General features: G+C 50.7%; 18 protein-coding genes. 13 read left to right on the forward strand and 5 right to left on the reverse strand.

The window, feature by feature from the left end:
- The first annotated feature begins 27 nt into the window (after positions 1-27).
- The 8 genes from AC27KL_RS23160 to AC27KL_RS23195 all read left to right on the forward strand — a co-directional run bounded on the left by AC27KL_RS23160 (position 28) and on the right by AC27KL_RS23195 (position 10,239).
- Complete coding sequence (locus tag AC27KL_RS23160; protein WP_487171226.1) at positions 28-735, forward strand: winged helix-turn-helix domain-containing protein; 708 nt, start codon at positions 28-30, stop codon at positions 733-735.
- Positions 686-3,892, forward strand: a complete 3,207-nt coding sequence (locus AC27KL_RS23165; RefSeq protein WP_487171227.1) for a lantibiotic dehydratase — start codon at positions 686-688, stop codon at positions 3,890-3,892. The genes AC27KL_RS23160 and AC27KL_RS23165 overlap by 50 nt, the downstream gene beginning before the upstream one ends.
- Positions 3,879-5,777 carry an ABC transporter ATP-binding protein gene (locus tag AC27KL_RS23170; RefSeq protein WP_487171228.1) on the forward strand — a complete coding sequence of 633 codons (1,899 nt, stop codon included), beginning with the start codon at positions 3,879-3,881 and terminating at the stop codon, positions 5,775-5,777. The genes AC27KL_RS23165 and AC27KL_RS23170 overlap by 14 nt, the downstream gene beginning before the upstream one ends.
- A 213-nt stretch (positions 5,778-5,990) precedes the next feature.
- The gene (locus AC27KL_RS23175; protein WP_487171292.1) at positions 5,991-6,704 is read left to right on the forward strand and encodes a response regulator transcription factor; all 714 of its coding nucleotides are present in this window, start codon (positions 5,991-5,993) and stop codon (positions 6,702-6,704) included.
- 4 nt (positions 6,705-6,708) lie between these two features.
- The gene (locus AC27KL_RS23180) at positions 6,709-7,764 is read left to right on the forward strand and encodes a sensor histidine kinase (RefSeq protein ID WP_487171229.1); all 1,056 of its coding nucleotides are present in this window, start codon (positions 6,709-6,711) and stop codon (positions 7,762-7,764) included.
- A gap of 101 nt (positions 7,765-7,865) precedes the next feature.
- Entirely contained in the window at positions 7,866-8,786 is a 921-nt protein-coding gene (locus AC27KL_RS23185) for an ABC transporter ATP-binding protein (protein WP_487171230.1), read from the forward strand.
- Positions 8,783-9,490, forward strand: coding sequence for an ABC transporter permease (locus AC27KL_RS23190; RefSeq protein ID WP_487171231.1), 708 nt, complete (start codon positions 8,783-8,785; stop codon positions 9,488-9,490). The genes AC27KL_RS23185 and AC27KL_RS23190 overlap by 4 nt, the downstream gene beginning before the upstream one ends.
- 14 nt (positions 9,491-9,504) lie before the next feature.
- Entirely contained in the window at positions 9,505-10,239 is a 735-nt protein-coding gene (locus AC27KL_RS23195; protein WP_487171232.1) for an ABC transporter permease, read from the forward strand.
- A gap of 191 nt (positions 10,240-10,430) precedes the next feature.
- On the opposite strand, the gene AC27KL_RS23200 is transcribed toward AC27KL_RS23195, so the two are convergent.
- Entirely contained in the window at positions 10,431-11,096 is a 666-nt protein-coding gene (locus AC27KL_RS23200; protein ID WP_487171233.1) for a GntR family transcriptional regulator, read from the reverse strand.
- A gap of 253 nt (positions 11,097-11,349) precedes the next feature.
- On the opposite strand from AC27KL_RS23200, the gene AC27KL_RS23205 reads away from it, so the two are divergent.
- From AC27KL_RS23205 to ilvA, 5 genes are all read left to right on the forward strand, one after another.
- Positions 11,350-11,796, forward strand: coding sequence for a YbhB/YbcL family Raf kinase inhibitor-like protein (locus AC27KL_RS23205; protein ID WP_487171234.1), 447 nt, complete (start codon positions 11,350-11,352; stop codon positions 11,794-11,796).
- Between the two features lie 211 nt (positions 11,797-12,007).
- The gene (locus tag AC27KL_RS23210) at positions 12,008-12,841 is read left to right on the forward strand and encodes an SDR family NAD(P)-dependent oxidoreductase (RefSeq protein WP_487171235.1); all 834 of its coding nucleotides are present in this window, start codon (positions 12,008-12,010) and stop codon (positions 12,839-12,841) included.
- 261 nt (positions 12,842-13,102) lie between these two features.
- Entirely contained in the window at positions 13,103-14,050 is a 948-nt protein-coding gene (locus AC27KL_RS23215) for a ring-cleaving dioxygenase (RefSeq protein WP_487171236.1), read from the forward strand.
- A gap of 11 nt (positions 14,051-14,061) precedes the next feature.
- The gene (locus tag AC27KL_RS23220) at positions 14,062-14,667 is read left to right on the forward strand and encodes an alpha/beta hydrolase (protein ID WP_081992707.1); all 606 of its coding nucleotides are present in this window, start codon (positions 14,062-14,064) and stop codon (positions 14,665-14,667) included.
- Between the two features lie 204 nt (positions 14,668-14,871).
- Entirely contained in the window at positions 14,872-16,185 is a 1,314-nt protein-coding gene (gene ilvA / locus AC27KL_RS23225; RefSeq protein WP_339323455.1) for a threonine ammonia-lyase IlvA, read from the forward strand.
- Between the two features lie 236 nt (positions 16,186-16,421).
- On the opposite strand, the gene AC27KL_RS23230 is transcribed toward ilvA, so the two are convergent.
- From AC27KL_RS23230 to AC27KL_RS23245, 4 genes are all read right to left on the reverse strand, one after another.
- Entirely contained in the window at positions 16,422-17,282 is an 861-nt protein-coding gene (locus AC27KL_RS23230; protein WP_487171237.1) for a MurR/RpiR family transcriptional regulator, read from the reverse strand.
- A gap of 97 nt (positions 17,283-17,379) precedes the next feature.
- Complete coding sequence (locus tag AC27KL_RS23235) at positions 17,380-18,060, reverse strand: hypothetical protein (RefSeq protein WP_487171238.1); 681 nt, start codon at positions 18,058-18,060, stop codon at positions 17,380-17,382.
- A 104-nt stretch (positions 18,061-18,164) separates the two neighbouring features.
- Positions 18,165-20,309: a hydantoinase/oxoprolinase family protein gene (locus AC27KL_RS23240; RefSeq protein ID WP_487171239.1), complete on the reverse strand. Its 2,145-nt coding sequence runs from the start codon at positions 20,307-20,309 to the stop codon at positions 18,165-18,167.
- A 100-nt stretch (positions 20,310-20,409) separates the two neighbouring features.
- Positions 20,410-21,702 carry a transporter permease gene (locus AC27KL_RS23245; RefSeq protein WP_212952466.1) on the reverse strand — a complete coding sequence of 431 codons (1,293 nt, stop codon included), beginning with the start codon at positions 21,700-21,702 and terminating at the stop codon, positions 20,410-20,412.
- Between the last annotated feature and the right edge of the window lie 312 nt (positions 21,703-22,014).

A 22,014-nucleotide genomic window follows, 5' to 3' on the forward strand; every position in this document is an offset into this window, starting at 1 on the left:
GCAGGACTATTTGAATAGGGGGTTCATATGAAAAAAACAATCATTTTTGTTGCGCCCGATAGTCCCAACCAAGTGTTTTTTAACCTCATGAATGAATCCAGCCATATCCAAATTTTGTTTTATGACTCATTTCACCAAATAGAATTAGCCATTGACCATCGATGTATAGGCATCATCGTTTGTCAGAGGAATCTTACGTTAAAGGAATTATCCATCTGGTGCAGGCTCAGAGAAAAAAACAGCATTCCATTCATTTTTCTGACTCCGGGTGATAACAACCAGTTCGAGCTCGATATTCTGGATCAACTTCTATCTCTTTCCTCCCAATGCAATGACAAGAAGGCAAAGAGGGAGAGGGAGTGTGTTTATTTATCGCCGGATACAATATATGACCCCAATGTCAAAATGATTTGGAAGGACGGAGAGGGGCAAATGCTTACGCTGATGGAATACAGGTTGCTGGAATATTTTTTGGAATGCGGCGACTGGGTCTCCAATATTGATCACATCATCAATAAGGTTTGGGGTGTCGATACCTTCACTTCATCCAATACGGTGTATGTTCATATTCGAAAGCTGAGAGAGAAGATCGAGGCCGATCCCAGCAATCCGAAAATACTAGTAACTTGCCACGGACTGGGATATCGATTAAACGTCGTAAACAATCATTTGGAGGAGGCCGGTTATGAAGATGCATACCAGTATAAATCCGTTGAAATCGAAGAGATGGTATAAGCCGTGTGATTTTTTTATCGTCAGAATCCCTTTACTTCCTCTCAATGCCTATTTGCATGTTTTGTCGCAGCCTTCCTTTCAAGCGAAACCAGCCCAAGAGACGGAAGAGCGATTAAAAGAGGAAGCAATGAACTCCATCGTTCAAGAAGCTATAGCGGTTGCGTCTCCTTCGCTGAGGTCTTTTCTAAATTTTTTGCATACAACGGCATGTGAATCGGACCGAAAAGCCTTGCAAAAATATGAAAAGACATTCATTAGTTTTCTCCGCTATTTTATTCGAATGTCGACCCGAACCACTCCATATGGTTTGTTTTCAAGGGTAGCTCAAGGGTATTTCGGAGACTATAGCGACTTGGATACCGGTTCTGTAGCGGACAACAGGAAGAGGGCTAGGCCTGATATGGAGTGGATTTTTCATTTGATCAAACGGCTGGAGTCGGATCCGGACATTGTTGATGGATTAAAGGTATCACGTAACAAAACATCAATGCTTAAAGGAAATCGGATTAAGCTGCCTGTTCGCCCTCAATACGGGATATTAAAACTCGAGGCCTTCCCTGAAGGGATCAACTCAATCGGGTATTCGGAAGTCGTTGAATTTGCGCTGAACGCCGCGGAAGAGCCGATTGAAGTGAAGACGCTAAAGCAAGTGATGTTGAAGGCTTTCCCGGAAGCAACCGATGACGTTGTTCATCATTTTTTGTCGCAGTTGTTGGAGCAGGAGTTTATAATCAGCGAGCTTCGGCCTCCGTTTATGGATGTGCCACCATTGGAACATATAAGGGGTGTGCTTGCAGGAAAGGATGGGGCTGAAAAATGGATGGCGGTATTAAGTGAGATCAGCGACCTGCTTATGCTGTACGAGCGATGTCTTATTGGACAAGGCGAGCCTTTATTCCATCAGCTTACCGCAAAGATGAATGAAGTTGTGGCAACGGATCATTTGGTTCAGGTTGATGTTACATTGGATAAACATGTTATGCTGTCCCAATCTGTCGCTGACGATGTTGCGCTCGGTGCCGAGCTGATGTGTAAATTATTTGTTCCTGAAGGAGTGGGGTTAGAAGAGTATTTAAATCGCTTTCTCGAAAAATACGGCGTATATCAAGAAATCCCGATTCAGGAGCTGTTTGATCCTGATTGGGGGCTTGGAGTTCCAAAAGCATACCAGCCGGAGTTTAGCCCTGAAGGTCAGCAGAACTTATATGGCCGCAACGCTGCTTTATTCCAATTGGTTTCGGAGGCTGTACGCCAGGGATCTGTTGAAATTCAGCTTACGGATGAATATGTTCGGCAACTGACTGTAGTGACGGATCCGAACGATGCTCCTGAATCGATGGAGATTTATTATACGTTATTGGCCGATTCCGCCCGGCATGTGGACCAGGGGGATTACAAGCTGGTATTGGGGGCAAGTGCAGGATCGAGCGGAGCCGGGAAAACGATGGGGCGATTTATGGATATGTTCGATTCAACATTGATTGAAAAATTCAAACAAGTTTATTCTCACCATCAACAGTTTCATCCGGACGCTGTGCTGGCTGAACTGGTTTTTATGCCCTCTAGCGGCAGGGTCTCGAACATTATGCTCGGAAAAAACGGATTGGGGTACGAAATCGTATCTGGCACCACTTCCTCCAAGGATCAGCAACATACACTGCATATCGATGACTTACTTGTAGGGGCTACATATGATCGATTTTATATTAAATCCAAAAGGTTGGGAAAAGAGGTTATTCCGTTGCAAACGCATATGTTTAACCACAGAATCTCCCCCTATATGTTTAGGTTTCTTAGTGATATATCCAGAAAATTAATGGGGACGTGGTCTTATTTTAACTGGGGACCGTTAGAGCAATCCCCCTTTTTGCCACGGCTCCGTTACAAAAATATCATCATTAGCTCCGCACAGTGGAGGCTTTCCAAGCTGACTCTTGGTAGTACTGATTCAAGGGAAGAGTGGGACAAAACATTCAACCTGTGGAAGGACAGATGGAAGGTTCCGCGGTATGTCTATTTAACAATGGGCGATAACAGGCTGCTCTTGGACTTGGACAATCCGTTATGCGTAGAGGAATTGCGGCGTGAAACAGCGAAGCTGAGGGACGGCCAAGAGTTGCTTCTAACTGAGTGCATAGGTCACCCGGGTTCTACGCCTCTAACCTCGGATAACGGAAAATATATCGGCGAATTTGTTTTCCCCCTGCTCAAAAGCAAAATCGATCCAAAACCTTCTCCTGACCTCGCCAGGAAAGGAAATCTAAAACACGAGGCAGCCAGTTTTCCATTCATATCCAGGGGGGTTCTCCCCGGTGAGGAATGGCTTTATATAAAATTGTACGGGATCTATGAGAGGGAAAATGATCTTATAGGCTTACATTTGGCCGATTTATGGGACCAGCCTGAGATCAGGCAGTGGGCAGAGAAGTTTTATTTTATCCGCTATAAAGACGATGAAAACCATATAAGGTTAAGATTTAACGGCAATCCGCAAGAGTTGTGGTCCACGGGGATTCGTTACCTGAATCAATGGTGTAACAAGTTGCGTCATGATGGACTGTTGACTCGAATGACGATCGACACCTATGTCCCGGAATTCGAAAGATATGGCGGGCTCTCATTGATGGAGACGGCCGAGTCTGTTTTTGCTGCCGACAGTAAATTCGTAAGTCTATATCTGGGAGAAGTCCGGAGAAAACAAATCCATCTTGCCGAGGAAGTGGCGGCGGTCATGAATATTTTGGATATTCTCTCCAGCTTCGGACTGAACCTGGAAGAACAGATGAATTGGCTGGAACGCAAAGTTGACGGCAAGGAGCATATGAAGGCATATAGGGAATTAAAAAACGACATCATTCAAGCTTTGGAGGCCAAAGAATCCGGGCTGTTGTTCCGGGCGGATGCTCCAAATCCTCTACTCCATGCATTATACGAAAGACAATCGCTGATCAAGTCGTATTCCAAAATGATTCATGACGCGAACAAGCAAACGGGACTGACCAATGACCCCAATGATATTCTGGCCAGTTTGGTTCATATGCATATCAATCGCTTGCTCGGTATTGATCGGGAACTCGAAATAAAATGCATGGCTTTAGCCAAATTTTCTGCGGCCCATTTTTATCACGCGAAAGGAGCTCTAAATGTTATCTCCTGATACAAGCATGAAGGATGATTACGTGTCGTTTTCCTCCAAAAATATATTTCGGACATTTCTATTCTGGCCTCGTATATTTAAACTGTTATGGGAAACCCACGCCCCTTATTTGATGGGGATCTTGTTCGTCAGTTTGCTTAAAGGCGTCCTGCCTGCCGTTGTCCTTATTGCTACAAGGGAATTGATTAACCATGTCGTCGGAGGCGTGTCCAAAGGTGACTTTAGACCTGTCCTGCTTGCATTTGGATTTTTGATTGCACTGAACGTTTTATCGGACTTGTTCAATATCGTTGACGGGTACTTTCGAAAAATGTTTCAAAGCCTCCTGTCCAACAGGGTGAACTTAAAAATCATTGAAAAGGCGCATCAAATGACATTGCAGTCTTTTGAAGATGCCGACGTTCAAAATAAGCTGCAGCGCGCCCAAGCGGAAGCAAATTATCGGCCTTTTGAGATCTTTGTGCAAATCCTTGCGATTATTAGCAGTGTCGTAACCCTGTTCTCGGCCTGCGCGATTCTTGTTGCCTGGAAGTGGTGGGTCATCTTTGTCATCTTCCTTATTCCGTGTTTGTCATTCTATTCTTTTTTGCGAATCGGGCAAAGGGAATTTAATACTTATTACAGGAGGGCGGCAAAGCAGCGGGAATCGTGGTATTTGTCATTTCTGGTGACCCGGGACAACAGTTTTAAAGAAATCAAAATTTTTCAGTTAGGGCATTATCTGCGCGGAAGATATATGGCGATACTGAAAGAGTTTTTTAAAGAGGATAAATTTTTGGCTGCCCGAAGATCTTATACATCCTTGTTTTTTCAAATTATCAATCAAGGGGCATGCGGTTTCGTCGTTTTTCTGGCTGTTTATAGTGCATACATGGGACAAATTTTGCTGGGGAATCTGATCAGTTTCATTCAAGCCATTACGCTGACCCAATCCACCTCGCAAAGCATCGTTCAAGGAATCCTGAGTTTGTGTCAAAACAATTTGTATGTCAAACAGCTGTTTGATTTTTTGGATTTGCCCGAGGAGGAAGAGGTACAGGGATCGGGCCAAAAAATATCCGGTATTCAAAGCCTGGAATTTCGCAACGTGTCTTTTAAATATCCGAATACGGAGAGAAATGCGCTTTCGAATGTAAGCTTTACCTTGAATAAAAATGAGAAACTAGCCATCGTAGGCAAAAACGGGTCCGGCAAATCTACCATCGTAAAGCTGATTACGTTATTATATTCGGATTTTGAAGGGGATATTTTGATTAACGGGAAATCTATACGCGATCTGAATAAAGAAAGCTTTCGTGAAAAAATGGGTGTGGTTTTTCAGGATTTCGTACAATATGAAATGACGGTAAGGGACAATGTCGGATTTGGGGATGTAAAGGATAAGGAGAATGATCAGCTTGTATGGAACGCCGTTGAGCAATCCGGAATTACCGAATTAATTCAACGACTGCCTAATAAATTGAATACGGTTCTTGGAAAATGGTTTGAGGATGGCCAGCAATTGTCAGGCGGACAGTGGCAGCGTGTTGCCATTGCGAGAGCTTTTATGCGAAATGCGGATATTTATATTTTGGATGAGCCGAGTTCTTATTTGGACCCTCATTCCGAGCGGGAAGTATTCGAAAAATTCGAGCAGCTGACATGCGATAAAATTGGAGTATTCATATCTCACAGACTTTCCACGGCCAGAACGGCGGACAAAATCATTTTATTGGAGAACGGCCGAATTATTGAAGAAGGCACGCATGAAAGCTTGATGAGGTTAAATGGCACCTATTCTGAAATGTTTGAAATTCAAGCCTCCTCTTATCGCTCGGCTGACGATTCCGAGTCTACAGAGAAAAACGGACATTGGTCGCCGTTGGTTTACACTTCAGGTGAATAGAGAATGCCCCATTCCTTAAAACGCTCATGCTGGTTGATCCAAACATGGGCGATTTTTTTATTTTCCAAAAATGATGAAGAAATGTCGGATTCTTCTTTTTCCCTTATTTGTTATATAATACATGTATATACCGATGTACAGATAGACCAACTTGGGTATTGATAAAATTCTATGTCGAACCAAAAGGAACTCAGAGTGATGGAGAAAAACTTTATCGATCAAATTTCCATATTGTTGGTGGACGATGAGCAGGGGTTGTGCGACATGCTGACAGCCGTATTGAAAAAGGAAGGTTTTCGGCAGATCCGCAGCGTGGGGACCGGAAGCGAAGCGCTGCAAATGTTGGCCGTGATCACGGTCGATGTCATCGTGCTGGATGTGATGCTTCCGGATGAAGACGGCTTCGAGGTGTGCCGGAAAATGCGCAAAATGACCGAAGCGCCGATTCTTTTTTTGACCGCCAGGGACACCGATTTGGACAAGCTGATGGGGTTTGGGATCGGCGGGGACGATTATATCACCAAACCGTTTAACCCTTTGGAGGTTGTCGCCCGCATTAAAGCCCGTTTGAAATACAAGATGCGGGAAGAAAAAGCGGCGGCCCAGCCAGCGATATTGGATTACAACTATTTCCGGGTCGAGCCTGAGGCCGGGGAGCTCATCGTAGACGGGAAGCGGATGGAATGCCCGGCCCGCGAATGGGAACTGCTCGTATTTTTATGCCGTCATCCGAACCGTATTTTCAGCACACGCCACTTATACGAAGCGGTCTGGAACGAGCCTTATCTCGGAGATGAGAAGACCGTTGTGATCCATATCTCCCGGCTGCGGAAAAAGATTGAACCCGACCCGGGCCATCCCCGCTTTCTTGTGAACGTCAGGGGGCTGGGCTACAAAATGGTAGCCCTGAGGAAGGGGCAGGAATGAAGCCATGATCAAAATGGCGATTCGTTTTATTCAGTTCACCCTCGTGCTGGTGGCGGCTTCTGTTGCTTGCTTTATTATCCTTGCGATTGTCCTTATTTATCTTCGGGAAGTCATAACTCCGCTGCAGTTCATATCCACTAGAACATTACTGTTTTCAATTGGGCTCATTCAAATCGTCTTATTTATTTTGGCTTGCGGCTGGAGCGTCGGCAAACCCCTGATCTATTTCATTCGTTGGATCCACCGTTTATACGATGGGAACTACCAACAGCCCGAAGACCATGTTCGGAAGCAATCCAAGGGTGCCGTACAAGAAAAAAGCTATCGTTATCCTTATGCGTTATACAAGGAATTGTTGGAGGAGATGAGCCAGTTATCGGAGCAGCTGCGTCAGAGCGAAGAGGATCGGCTGAATATGGAAGCCAAAAAGCAGGAATGGATTTCGTCCATCAGTCACGACCTGAAAACGCCGCTGTCCTATATTGAGGGTTACGCCCACATGTTAACCGCAGCCGAGTATCATTGGACCGATGAAGAAAAGTCGAATTTCAGCAGGCAGATCAGCGATAAGACGGCAGACATCAAAAGGCTGATCCAGGATTTGAATCATACGAACCGCTGGCCGGTAGAGCCATTTCCCATGGACCGTAAAAGGGAAGATGTGGTGAATTTTCTGCGCGATGTGGTCATCGATATCGCAAACCATCCTTTGGCGGAGCATACCCTGTTTACTTTTACGGCTTCGGAAAGCATGTATAGGATGGATTTTGACAGCAAGCTGCTCGGGAGAGCCATTCAAAACCTACTGATGAACGCCGTGATCCATAATCCCCCCGGAACTCAGGTTACATGCGAATTTGCAGTTCGAGATAACAGCGGGTTCATTGTGATCGAAGACAGTGGAGTCGGGATCGGCGAGGGCGTGCTGAAGGAGGGGATGGTTCATTCCGGCAAAGGGATCGCGATCGCCAGAGCCTTTGTCGAAGCGCATTCCGGACGGATGAACATCATGAGGGCCGACGGCGGGGGCACCCGGGTTGAGATCACATTGCCGGGTTAGGCCGATGAATTAGGCTGCCGTTTATTCCTTGTTTACCTGTTATTTACCCTGCATTGCTACACTTGAGATGTTCGTTAAGATGCAAGCAGGAGGAATAAACAATGACGGATTATGCAATCGACACCCATCAGCTAACGCGAAGGTTTGGACAACGGGAGACGGTGAAGCGGATTGACCTGAAGGTTCCGAAGCGCGAGATCTATGGATTTTTGGGGCCGAACGGAGCCGGGAAAACAACCACGATCCGGATGCTCCTTGGTTTGATACGCGCTTCGTCCGGAGATATCCGCATTTTGGGCAAAGATCTGAACAAAAACCGAATGGAGATATTAAAAGATGTGGGATCGCTCGTCGAATCTCCGTCTTACTATGCCCATCTTTCAGGCTATAAAAATCTGAAAATCGTAACACTGATGCACGGGATTCCGGAATCCAGAATCAACGAGGTGTTGCAATGGGTCCGGCTGGAGCAAGCCGCCCATCGTCCGGTGAAGGGGTATTCCCTTGGCATGAAACAGCGGCTGGGCATTGCGATGGCGCTGATTACGGAACCCAAGCTGCTGATTCTGGACGAGCCGACGAACGGCTTGGACCCATCCGGCATACAAGAAATCCGCGAGCTGATTACGCGGCTGCCCCGTGACTTTGACATCACGGTTTTGCTCTCCAGCCACCTCTTGAGTGAAATTGAGCAGGTGGCCACCTATGTAGGGATTATTAACCATGGAGAATTGATCTTCCAAGGGCCGCTTCAGGAATTGACCGAACGAAGCAGGCCTTATGTATGGATGGAAATCGACCAGCCTATGGAAGCAGCGGCTGCCTTAAACGACAACGGATGGGATGCGGAGCCGGATGCAGCGACAGGTCAGATTAGAACCTCCGTAACCGGTCGGAAGGAATCGGCCGAAATGATCCGATATCTTGTTGGACGGCGGCATGATGTCTACAGGGTAACGGAGAAGAAAAAGACCCTTGAAGAAATTTTCCTTGAATTGACCGGGCAGGAGCAAAGCTTATGAATATGGAGCTGATCCGTGCCGAAGGCCTCAAACTGAAGAGGTTATGCCGTTTGATCCCTTTCTTTCAAGGCATCATTTTAATCAGCATGACGGCGCTAGAATGGTACCTTTATTTTCGGCAAGGACCCGGGGGAGTCTATGCGGGTTTTGCCGTCATGTATATGTTTATCTCGTTTGTTTTTTTATTGGGCATTACGATTCTTGCCAGCATAATGGCAGGTACGGAGCACGAAACGAAGGCTTGGAAGCAGCTGCTGGCCATGCCGATCCCCAAAGGATCGGTTTATCTGGCGAAATTGCTGTGGATTTTCATTTTGCAGCTGTGCACCGTGGCGATTACGGTCGTGGGCATGTGCATCATTTGGTTTTTATATACGAGCGAACCGCTGCCGTGGAAAATCCTGATCTTACAGCCGCTTTTCGTCTGCTTGTCTTCCCTGCCGATGATGGCGATCCAGCTGTGGTTTTCCACCGTATTTTCCAATCAGGCGCTGCCGCTGGCTATAGGAATATTCGGCTCCATTTCCAGCCTGTTTTTGGCCCGAAGCAGTTCTTTCATCATTCATCTTCTTCCTTGGTCATATCCCGCTTTATCCAGTCCGCTTATTCCCGGTCATGTCCAGTGGATTTGGATATCGCTAGGCATGGGATTATGGTTGTCGATCCTGGGAGCTTTCATGTTCGCCAGAAGAGAGTTTGTATAGGAGGAACGGAAGACATGAAAATGCTTTTGCGTGCCGAAGCGATGAAAACCCAATGGAACATTGTTTTTTTGCTGGCTTTGCTGGATACGCTGATCAATGCAGCCATGGGCGTGGAGCAGCTCCAAAGTTTGAAGGAATTTTTTGCGCCGAGCTGGACGACCCTTTATATCCACAGCGTGAATCTTCATTCTATGTTTTTCTATCCCCTCTATTGCGGGATTCTGGCTTCCTTATTGTGTATGTACGAGCACCGGGACGGGGGCTGGAAGATCGCGCTTGGATTTCCCGGTCCGCGGCATAACGTATTCTATGCCAAATACTTGGTGTTAATCGGGATTCTGGCATTGGTGCAACTTGTATTCATGTTGGGCTACCTTGCCGCAGGCAAGCTGGCGGGTGCTCCGGGAAGCATTCCTTGGGGAACGTTGCTGTATACCGGGCTTGGGGGATGGATCGGCATTCTGCCGCTCGCCGCCCTGCAGCTGATCGTTTCCATTAAAGTGCGCAATTTCGGCGCTTCCCTGGCGTTGTCCGTAGGTTATGTCGTGCCGAACATCGTGCTGACCGGGTTTCATTCCGCGATCGGAGCCTGGCTTCCGTTTACGATTCCCTATTATGTGATGATGCCGCAGGCGGCCATCTATGCCCCAAGGGTCGAACCATACAGCTTATGGGCCATTACGTTGGTGACGGGAGCAGCTTATTTGCTTGTCGGGCAGCGCTTTTTTGAAAAAAGAGACTGGCTGTAACATGATCAGCGGGCTTAACCTTTCGGGGTATGCTCATGGTGATGCCTTCTCGGATTTATCGTTATTTTCACCAGGCAGCTGACTCTTGTTGCCGCGAAAAAAACACCTTCAAAGATGCCTCCATACCTTAAAGAGATGGGTGCATGTTTTTGAAGGTGTTTTATTTTGCTTCATTCTAAAGGAGCAGACCGTTATAGATTGTCAAGCAGGTTGTCCGCAGTGAGCTGGATGTGCGTTCTAAAGATGTCGACGGCACGATCGCTGTCGCGGCTAAGAACGGCATCGGTTAATGCCTTGTGTTCGGCGCGGCCATCGCGGGTTGGCTGCTGCTGGAACGACCAATGTCGATAAAATTCGCTCAAATCCCAAAGGCGTCTGCAGATATCAAGGAGAAGTAAATTCGGACATGCGGCGATAAGCTGGTAATGAAATTGACGGTGGATGTCGGACCACTCTTCGAGAATGGCAAGCTTTTGATCCACTTCCTCGTATTCGGCCGTTTGCGATAATTTGTGGTGAAGGGCGATGACATTGGATTCCCAGGTGAGATCGCCATGGGCGATGGACAGGCGTAATGCTGCGGATTCATTGATCAACCGCGCTTCTATGATGCTTTTCAATTCTTCTTCCGACGCCGTTTTCACGGAAAAGCCGTGATTCGGGTTTTGCAAAACGAGGCCTTGGGCCGCTAACCGGGTTAGAGCTTCCCGAACGACGGCAACCGAGACATCGAAACTTTTGGTTAGTTCCGAAACGGTTAATGGAGAGCCCGGTTCATATTTCCCGGCCAAAATATCATGCCGGAGTTTCTTTGTAACATTTTCACTTAAAGTGGACGAACCGTTTCTTTTCGCCATGAAGCCGACACCATCCTTTATAACATCGGGATTATCCACGTTTAAATAATTTACACTGAAACCTATAAAAAAACAAGCTGGAATTCGAAAATGAAAACAAAAAAATATTTATATTTACAGAATCGATTCTTGTATATATAATCGAGTCATACAAAAAAAGGAGGAATCTACAGTGAACAACAACCCATTTGCCAAATTGCCGGAAGTCGCAGCCTTTCAGGTAACGAGTAACGATATTGTGGAGGGCTTTCCCTTGCCTCCCCAGCAATACGCGTCTGGAGTGGAGGGGGGCAAAGATCTTTCGCCTCATTTGAAATGGTCGGGTGCGCCCGAAGGCACGAAGAGCTTCGCCGTTACCGCGTATGACCCCGATGCCCCGACCGGATCGGGCCTGTGGCACTGGGCGGTCATTAACATCCCTGCCGGCGTTACCGAGCTGCCGGCCGGCGCAGGCGACGAGCATGGCAGCGGCTTGCCGGAAGGCGCCTTGCAACTGCCGAACGATTTGCGGCTTGAACGATTTATCGGTGCGGCGCCTCCAGCCGGACACGGTCCTCATCGGTATTATTTTGTCGTCCATGCGCTGGATGTCGAGAAGATCGGCGTTGACCCAAGCGCCACGCCGGCTCTCCTGGGATTCACCATGCTGGGCCATACACTGGGGAGAGCAGTCCTCATGGCAACAGGGGAAATGAAGTAACCCATGATCCGCATGCTGCAAAGGGGTAGAAACGCCTGATGCTTCAACCGGAGCATCGTCATATAAGGAAGGAGAGGTGAAGCAAAACGGTTCGTCATCGAATTGTATGTCCCGTATGCCGCCAACCGATTAAAAATTTGAAGCATACGATCATTTGCGGCTGTGGGAGCAAAATCAAAAACAAAATTGCCATTAAGAAGGCGGGAGCATCATGAAGCCGATCCATGAACAAACGATTCTTGTGACGGGAGCGACGGACGGCATCGGCAAACAGACCGCGATCGATTTGGCGTCGCGGGGAGCGACCGTTATTGTGCACGGGAGAAATGGCGAGCGGGGAAGGGCTGCTGTGGAGCAGATCGTCCGGTTCACGGGAAACGAAAACATTCGTTTTCATAAGGCGGACTTTTCGTCGCTTGCCGAAGTGCGGCGGTTCGCAGCGGAGGTACAGGACGGGTATGCCGGTCTCGATGCGCTGATCAACAACGCGGGTACCGGTGGATCAGGAGCGCGCGCCTTAAGCCGGGACGGATATGAGCTTATGCTTGCTGTCAATTATTTGGCCCCGTTTCTGCTGACCGGTTTGCTGCTGCCCATGTTGAAAGCAAATTCGGCGCGGGTCGTGAATGTTGCGTCCGCAAGTCAGAAACGGATCGATCTATCCGACTTGATGCTGGAACGAGGTTATTCGCCGTTAGCGGCCTATCAGCAAAGCAAGCTGGCACTCGTAGCGTTCACGTTCGAGTTGGCCGAAACTTTCCGGAGTTCCGGGATCACCAGCAACTGCTTGCATCCCGGAACGTACCTCGATACGAAAATGGTGCGCGAAAGCGGAGTTACTCCGCTGGGCAGCGTCCGTTCCGGAGCAGATGCGGTCGTCCATCTGGCTGTTTCGGCCGAACTCGAAGGAGTGACGGGGGGATACTTCGATCGCAAAAGGGAAGCAGCTGCCGACAAGCAAGCCTATGACGGCCCATTTCGCCGCAGGTTGTGGGATCTCAGCGCGCGTTTGACCGGTTTGGATCAAACAAGGCAGCCGCAATGATAGCCCAGTGGAACAAGTGGCGCTGCGGACTTTGAACGATATACGAATGTTTTGGAGAATCAAAGACCGGGATTCCTTGATGAACAAGGAGTTCCGGTCTTTTACTTTATGATTCGTGAGCAACGATTCACTTCGCGTAGGGTTTTCACTTATTGTTGGCAGGCCCGCTAAATCAAACCCCTTGCTATTTATCTTCAAATCACATATTATATAATTAATAATCTCGAATTAAAGATTTTACAAAAAGGAGGTATTATGACCATGCTAAAAACGGCAGGTATTCACCATATTACGGCATTCGTCAATAACGCGCAGCAAAACGTCGATTTTCACGCCGGCGTACTCGGATTGAGACTGGTCAAAAAGACGATTAACTTTGACGCGCCGGAAGTATATCATTTATATTTTGGCAACGAAAACGGCAGCCCTGGCACGATCATCACGTTTTTTCCGCAGGACAACGCGAGAACGGGCGTCATCGGCGGCGGGCAAGTAAGCATTACGGTATACGCCATTCCGGCCGGCAGCATGGACTTTTGGACGAAACGCCTCGATTCCTTTGGCATTCGTCATGAAACGACGACCCGGTTCGGAGAGAGCTACCTGCGTTTCTTCGATCCATCGGGATTGCAAATCGAGCTCGTGGAACGCGAGGAAGGAGCGCCAAGCCGCTGGTCCTTTAACGGCATTCCGGCGGAACATGCGATCAAAGGCTTTGGAGGCGCGATGCTCAGCAGCATCTCCTCGAAAAATACGATGCTCGTGCTGGAAAAAGTGCTCGGTCTCGAGCGCGTGGCCGAAGAAAACGGCCTTGTTCGCTTTAAAGGATTCGGGGACATCGGCAACATCATCGACGTCAACGCCGAAAATGCCCCGTGGGGCGATCCCGGCGCAGGCACGGTGCATCACATCGCCTGGCGGGCCAAAGACTATGAAGAACATGAACAATGGCGCGCGCTGCTGGCGGAAATCGGCTTCCAGCCGACGCCGGTCATTGACCGCCAGTATTTTAATGCGATATACTTCCGTGAACCGGGAGGTATTTTGTTCGAAATCGCGACCGATCCTCCGGGCTTTGCCCGCGACGAAACTTTCGAGGAACTGGGCACGCATTTGATGCTGCCGGAATGGTACGAGCCGCAGCGCGAATTGATCGAACAAATATTGACCAAGATTGAAGTACGTGAAGTGAAGGGGGAATTTCAATGAGCAATCTAAGCATGAAGCATGTTTTTAAACAAGGTTCCGATCCGGCTGCGCCGGTGCTGGTCCTTTTGCATGGCACCGGGGGCAACGAGCATGACCTGCTGCCGCTGGCCGAGATGCTGTCGCCGGAATCGTCCGTGCTGGGCGTGCGCGGCAACGTGCTCGAAAACGGCATGCCGCGCTTTTTCCGCCGGTTGGCGGAAGGCGTGTTCGACGAAGAGGATTTGGTGTTCCGCACGAAAGAGCTGAATGATTTCCTCGACGAAGCGGCGAAGGAATACGGCCTGCAGCGCGAGCGCATGATCGCCGTCGGCTTCTCGAACGGCGCCAACATCGCCGCCAGCCTGCTGTTCCATTACGAACATGCGCTGTGGGGAGCGGTGCTGCTCCACCCGATGGTGCCGCTGCGCGGCAAGCAGCTGCCGGATCTGACCGGAGTTCCGGTCTTTATCGGCGCAGGCAAAAACGACCCGCTCTGCTCCGTGTCCGAAACGGAAGAACTGCAGTCGCTTCTGGCCGGAGCGGGAGCCGAGGTTCAGGTGCATTGGGACAACCAAGGCCATCAGTTAAGTAAAAGGGAGCTGTACGCCGCCTCCGACTGGCTGGATAACCGTTTCTAATCTATAAGGGAGAACCTCCTGTCCGACATGGGGCGGGAGGTTTTTTGCGTTCGGGCGATCCCATCTCCGTATATCGATTTTTCCTAAATTACTCTTGAAAAATGGCAGCAAAAAAGGTACGGTACTGAGTAATAAACTTTTAAGGCGAGAATCAAAGCCCGGAAGCGATAAAAAAAGCGGGCTGATGGAGTGAGGGGAACAAAAATGAAGGAACATGTGCAAGAAACGGCTGCGGGCGTTGCCAATACGGCGCCGGCGTCGGAAGTCAGCGACCAATCGGTTTCGATGGAGGATATCGTGCGTGCCCATCACGTGCTGCGCGAGGTGATCGTGCGCACGCCGCTTCAGCACGATGCCGTGCTGTCGGCGAAATACAAATGCAACGTCTATTTGAAAAGGGAAGATTTGCAGGTCGTGCGGTCCTTTAAAATCCGCGGCGCTTACAACATGATCCGCAACTTAACGGATGAGGAGCGGGCAAGGGGCATCGTCTGCGCAAGCGCGGGCAACCATGCCCAAGGCGTGGCTTTCTCCTGCAATGCCCTTGGCATCCAAGGCAAAATATATATGCCGAGCACAACGCCGAACCAGAAGGTCAAGCAGGTGAAGCGTTTCGGCGGCAGCAACGTCGAAGTCATTCTGATCGGGGATACGTTCGACGACGCTTTCGAGCAGGCGATGAAGGCTTGCAAAGAGCAGGGCATGACGTTTATCCACCCGTTCGACGCTCCGAAAATTATCGCGGGCAACGGCACGGTCGGAATGGAAATTATGGAGAGCCTGGACGTGCCGGCGGATTTCGTATTCGTAACGATCGGCGGCGGCGGCCTGGCGGCGGGAGTGGGCTTGTACATCAAAGCCGTCAGCCCTTCGACGAAGGTGATCGGCGTTGAGCCGTCGGGAGCGGCTTCGATGAGCGAAGCTTTGCTGCGCCGTGAAGTGGTGACGCTGGAGGAGATCGACAAATTCGTCGACGGGGCCGCGGTCAAACGGGTAGGGGACATGCCGTACGCGATTTGCGCGAGCAAGCTCGACGACATCGTGAAGGTGCCGGAAGGCAAAGCGTGCACGACCATCCTTGACCTGTACAACGAAAACGCGATCGTCGTGGAGCCGGCGGGCGCCCTGCCGGTCGCCGCGCTGGACCTGTACAGCGAGCAGATTCAGGGCAAAAACGTCGTCTGCATCATCAGCGGCGGCAACAACGATATCGACCGGATGCAGGAAATCAAGGAGCGTTCCCTGATGTACGAAGGCATCAAACATTACTTCATGATCAATTTCCCGCAGCGTTCCGGCGCGCTTCGCGAATTTCTCGAAGACGTGCTCGGCCCCGGCGACGATATCACCAACTTCGAATATACGAAAAAGCATAACAAGGAAAACGGCCCGGCCCTCGTCGGCATCGAGCTGAACAGCAAAGAGGACTACCTGCCGCTGATCGAGCGCATGAACCGCAAAGGGCTGCAGTATACCGAGCTGAACAAGGACTCGAATCTGTATAACATCTTGATCTGATCGCAAACAGCACAATAAAAAAGGCGTCCTTCCGCATACCGGAAGAACGCTTTTTTTACATGAGGATTTTGCAAAAATCCAAGGAGCGACTTTCAATCAGCAATATATAGAGCGAAACGGTTTAGTTCGTCTATATATTGTACCCTGAAGCGGCAGGAATCGAATTTTGCAAAATCTTGACATATAATGAAAGATATACTCCTTGAAAAAACGCATCTACCGCAAGGGAAACAGGGTTATAAATAATAATTCGTCATCGACTGATCGCTGGCCAGCACGGCCTCGCTGTCGAGTTTCTTTTTCAAATAAGTCTTGTCCGAGGAGATAAAAATGCTCATGATCAAATCGACGACAAACAGGAACGTGATGTGATTGGACAGGAGTGCGCTGTTATTCACTGATATTTTATCCGGCACGATGATGTTCTCGTCCGCATACTCCGTAATCGGCGACGAATCATAGCAGGTGATGGCAATCGTCTTGACCTGATGGACCTGTGCGATCGCCACCGTCTCCACGATTTCCTTCGTCGAACCGGAGCGGGAGAAGGCCACAACGGCGTCTTCTTGGCCGCACTGGGCGGCGGCGATCTTCATGGCACGGCTGTCATTGACCGCCTCGGCCATAATGCCGATGATGGACAAGCGGTTCTTCAGGGCGATGGCGGCGAGGTACGAATCGAACATCCCGATAATATAAATGCGCCGTGCTCCCTTCAAACTATCCACCACGCGCCGAAGCTGCTCCTCGGTAACAAGCGCGGACGTATTGACGATCAGTTCGTTATAATCGAGCGCCAGCGCATCGATCGGGTTGATTTCCCGTCTTTCTTTTTTCTTGGCCTGCATATCCCGATAAAAAGCGTCCTGGGCAAAAGCGATCTTGAAATCGTTAAAGCCCTTGTAGCCGATTTTTTTGCAAAAGCGGTTGATGCTCGTTTCCGATACGCCGATTTCATTGGCAATGGCCGTAATCGTGTTGCGCGTAATAAAATCCGGATTGTGTATAACGAAATTGGCGATTTGGTTTTCGCCGAAGGTGAGCTTTTGGGTTTGGGACACGATTTTGGCGATGACTGCCGGAATCTGTGAAGACATGATACCTCCTCCTGATCTAACGCGGGAAAAACTAATCCGGCGGGGCTGACGATAACTTTTCCCATTATATCATACTGCGTGAGGTATGGAGAGAGCGTCATATCCAGTATTTACAAGCCTTGATTTGCCGCATGAACTCATCCGCCGGAAGCTTCCGCTCCCGGATCAAATAGGCATAGTCCAGCAAATTGGGCAGGCAGGGGAGTCCGAGCAAGTCTTTGCAAAAAGCATGCGCGGCGAGCTCGCAGCACTGCACCACGCTTGATTTTTTCGTAAACGGTCCCAGCTTAAAAACCTCGATCCTGTCGAGCTTTTCATTCGTAAACGCCTGATCCCGGTACTCCAGCCAGTGGTAAAACTCATGAGCCAAATGAATATCGACCAGAAAATCCAGCTCGTTTTTGCCGGTATCGCACCGTTCGCCAAGAAGCTCTTGGCATACCGTTTGCATGCCTTTTAGGGAAGAGGCGTACAACATAATCTCCGGCGGCGTTTTGGCAAAATCGATCTGCGCGCGAAAAGAGACGTTATGAAATGTCCCGGAAGCTTCCGTGATTTCATAGCGAAGGCCGGCGTCCCTGCACATCGCCCGAATATCGAGGCCCTTATATTTTGCCGCCGCCAGGCGTCCGGCCTGAAGCGACTCATGGACATAGTAGGGGATCTTCGCAGGCGGTATTTTGTGAAAAAGCGGATCCTGTTTCAGCTCCATGCAGCCCAAAACTTCATCGGACAGACCGGACAAGCAGTCGGGCAAAAGGGCGGTTAGAACCGGCATTCGAACGACCTCCTTGCTAACTTAGAAGATTTTCCCCACGTTAGATGTACTTCGGGATCCCTGAATCGATCATGTACCCGAATCCGCATGCAAAGCTGTCTGTTTTACTGATAAGCCACAATCAGCATTTCATCTTGCGGCGCAAGCATTTCGGTTTCGATTTCCAGGATGGACAACAGCTGCTCTTTGGTCTGCATGCCGGTTAGATCCAGCATTTTTTCCTTGTAAAAGACAAACACCTTCGGAATCGTGGCATTGGCGTCGGAATATATGGTGTTTTCGTCCAAAAACGAGCTTAACACTTCCTGCGCGGATTTATTCAGCTTGGTAAAATGCGCATTGTTTTTCTTGAAGCGGACAACGCCTTCGCGGTCCAAAACGCTGACGGCTTTGGATTTTTTCTTCAGCAGCCCGAACAAAGACTTCTTTACGCTTTCGCTGGCAAACAAGCTCCAACGTCCGGTTTGCGCGGCAAGTACGGTCGTTTCCACCGGACTGTCGATGGAACCGGCGGCAATGGCCCGCATGTCTTCCTCGGACATCGCTTCCTGGGCAAGATCCTTGGAACGAAGTTCGGTGGAGCCGGTGGCGACGGCGCGGAGAATATTTTTCTGGCTGTCGATTTCGATCGTCACTTCGACGGTATCCTCGGAGGCTCCGGACTTGACGATCCGCTCGACGATATCGGCCCGGATGCGTTTGATATCCTCATCGGTCGGATTGACGACGGTCCGCTCCAACTGTTCCTTAACCATGGCGAGCGCCACGCCGATCGTGGAGACGTAAGGGGCGTTGTTCGCGATCCGGCATTTGAAGCCTTCGCGTTCGGCCATCGCCGGGACAAGCACCGCACCGCTGCCGCCGCCGCCCACCAGCGTAACGAAGCTGCGGTCCAGCTCATAATCTTCGATCATCGCGTTGACGGTTTTCATCGTTTTATCGATGGCGATGTCCATCGCCTGTCTGGCCGCCTCCTCCACACTAACCCCGACGGATTCCGCCAACGCCTCCCAGGCTTTCAGCGCCGCTTCTTTATTGCCTTTCGCATAGTCGCCTTCCGGAACGTATCCGAGAATGTTGGCGGCCCCGGCAAGGGTGTAGGCATATTCCTTTCCGTTCGCGCATCCGCAGACCGCGTATTCGGCCGGGTCGCCCGCCCGCGGGCTGATGAAGCGGACCTCGGGGCTGGCGATATCGTCGGCGGATGCAAAAGCTTCGTATTCCTTGCCGGCAATATGCGCGCTGCGCGGACCGACGTCGGCGATGCGCCCGCCCGAGACCTTGATCATGCTGCCGCCGGCGATGCCGAGCGTGCGGACGTCCAGGGACTGCAGGTATGTGCGGTGTCCGCCGACCTCGGCGTTTTTGATCATGACCTTGCCGTTTTTAATGACGGAAATGTCGACGCTGGTGCCGCCGACCTCAAAGAAAATGCCGTCCGAAATTTTTTCGTACATCAGCGCTCCCGCAACCCCGGCGGCCAGGCCTGACAGCATCGTCAGAATCGGCCGCTTCCGCACCTCGTCGATGCTCATGACGCCGCCGTCGCAGCGCATGATCATGAGCTGGGACGAAATGTTCGCGTCTTTGACGGACTTTTCGGTCATATTGGCGGTCTCCATCATTTTGGGGATAAGCGAGGCGTTGATCACGGCGGTGCGCGTCCGGGTTTTTAGGCCGTAGAGCTGGCTGATTTCGTGGCCGCCCGTTGCATAAACGCCTTTGCGGGCCGCAAGCTCGATGACGCGGAGCTCGTTGGCAGGATCGTCGACGCTGTAGGCTTCGGAAGCGACGATGACTTCGGCGCCCTGCCGGATGAGCTCGTCGATGGCGGCTTCGATCTGATCGTCCGTCAAGTTTTTCGAATCGAGATAGGTGTGGTAGGTTTGCAGATATTTCCCCGGCGCAAGCTCGATATCCCCGGGATTGGATTCGGAGCGGGCGCTGAGGCCGTCCAGGCCGGAGCCCATGCCGATGATGCCGACGCGGGCCACGTCGCCCTCCAGCAAAGCGTTTGTCGCCTGCGTGGTGCCGTGGGCGATAAAGACGACGTCTTCGGGATCGATGCCTTTGCTCTTCAGAATGCGATTCAGAATTTGCACGATCCCTTTCGCCACGCCGTCCGGGTCATGGTGGGTCGTCGGTATTTTCATCTTTTCGATGACTTCGTACGTTTCGTTGTCGATCAAGGCCGCGTCGGTGAACGTGCCGCCGACGTCGATGCCTACTCGAACCTTTCGTCTATGCATAATGTCCTCCTGAGATGACGGGCAAAGAACCTTTTGCGGGGCCCTTCGCCCGGTTTTGTCGATGTCGGGAAGCACCGGTCCAGGTGCCGGTTAACCGCGGTTAAAACACCATAAACGATCCGATGATCACCGAGATCAGCACGGACGCCATCGTCCAAGGCAGCGTCTTTTTCAAAATTTCGTTGATGTCGCTTTTCGTGAAATCGGCGACCCACACATTATGGGAGTTGGTCGGGTCGGAAACGGACTGCACGTTGCTGACAGCGCGCAGGGCAAGCATGGCCGCGACCGGCGACATGCCCGCCGTCACGAAGAGGGCGGCGATGCCGCTGCCGAGTCCCCACACATTCAGCGGCCCGCGGTAAATCGCCAGCGGCGACAAAATCGTAAAGAACAGGATGTACGTCAGCGGGCTGCCCGGCAGCACGGTTTCGATCAGCGGCGAAATGACGGCCGATACCTGCGGAGACATGACGGAGCTGAGCAGGATGCCGATCCCGATCATCAGCGCCATCGCGCCGGCGACGTCCTGGATGCCCTCCACCAATGCGCTGGAGAGGATGTGGATCGGACGTTTGGGCCACGTGAGCAGCAGGGTGACGATCGCGCCGACGATGACGGCCGGGACGATGTCGATCTTGAAGATAAAGACGAGAATGACTGGCACGAGCGGGCTAATTAGCGCAAACGCGGGCACCTTGTTGTTGTCTCCGGGGGTGGCGGCAGGCATCGACCAGGCTTTGCGGCCTTTGCCGTCCTTTTGCACGTAGAAGACGATCATGATGAGCGAAATGACGATCAGCGGGAGGGCGACCACCAACGTATAATTGGCGATTTTATCGACCGAAAGCCCGAGCACATCCACGTAGACGGCCCAGTTGGAAACGTTGAAGAGGGAGCCCACCCCGACGGCCAGCAGGACGACGATGGAGGCGACGAATTGCGAGATGCCTGCCGTGAGCATGATCGGAATGACGATGGTACCGACGAGGATGACCATGCCGAGCCCGCCGGCGGCGGAAAAAATGATGGATGCGGTAATAAAAAACAGAATAGCTATAAGTACGGGTTTGTCTCCGGCCAGCTCGGCCGCCTTGCGGATAATCGCTTTGGTAATGCCGACCTTGTTCAGGATTTGGCCGAACCAGGCGCCGAACACGAGGCCGGCGATGGCGCCGGACAGCTTCATGGAGCCGCCGGCCAGAACGGTTTTGGCGATGGTGACGGTGTCCGGATTGCCCGAAACCCACGGCACGCCGGCGATGACGGCGAACAGGATCGCCATGCAGGGCAGCGCCAGGATGGTCGGCAGCTTGCGCGCCATCATGAGTCCGACGAACACCAGAAAAACGAGCAGAATACCGATTGCTTGAAACCACATTGCCGTTGTCATCCAAATTTCCCCTCTCAAAATGGGTGATTTATACAAGTTGAACCCATGTTTATGAACGGAAGGAGGCAGCCGGGTGAAATGTTCTTAAAGGTCGCTGTTGCTCCCGGATTTCTATGATTTGAACCTAATCTATGGTAGAAATCCGCTCACAAGCATATGCTTCCGATGCTAGCTTTCCGTAGGAAAGCTTTTAGGCGACCACTCCGTTTCTGCAGAATCATTTCCTCCTCTTTGCCTAGCCCTTTCATTTCCTTACTTCAACTTGTATAGCTTCCTTCGGAAAGCTTTTAGGCGAACGCGGCATATGCTTCC

This window comes from Paenibacillus sp. YAE3 (assembly GCF_057546105.1).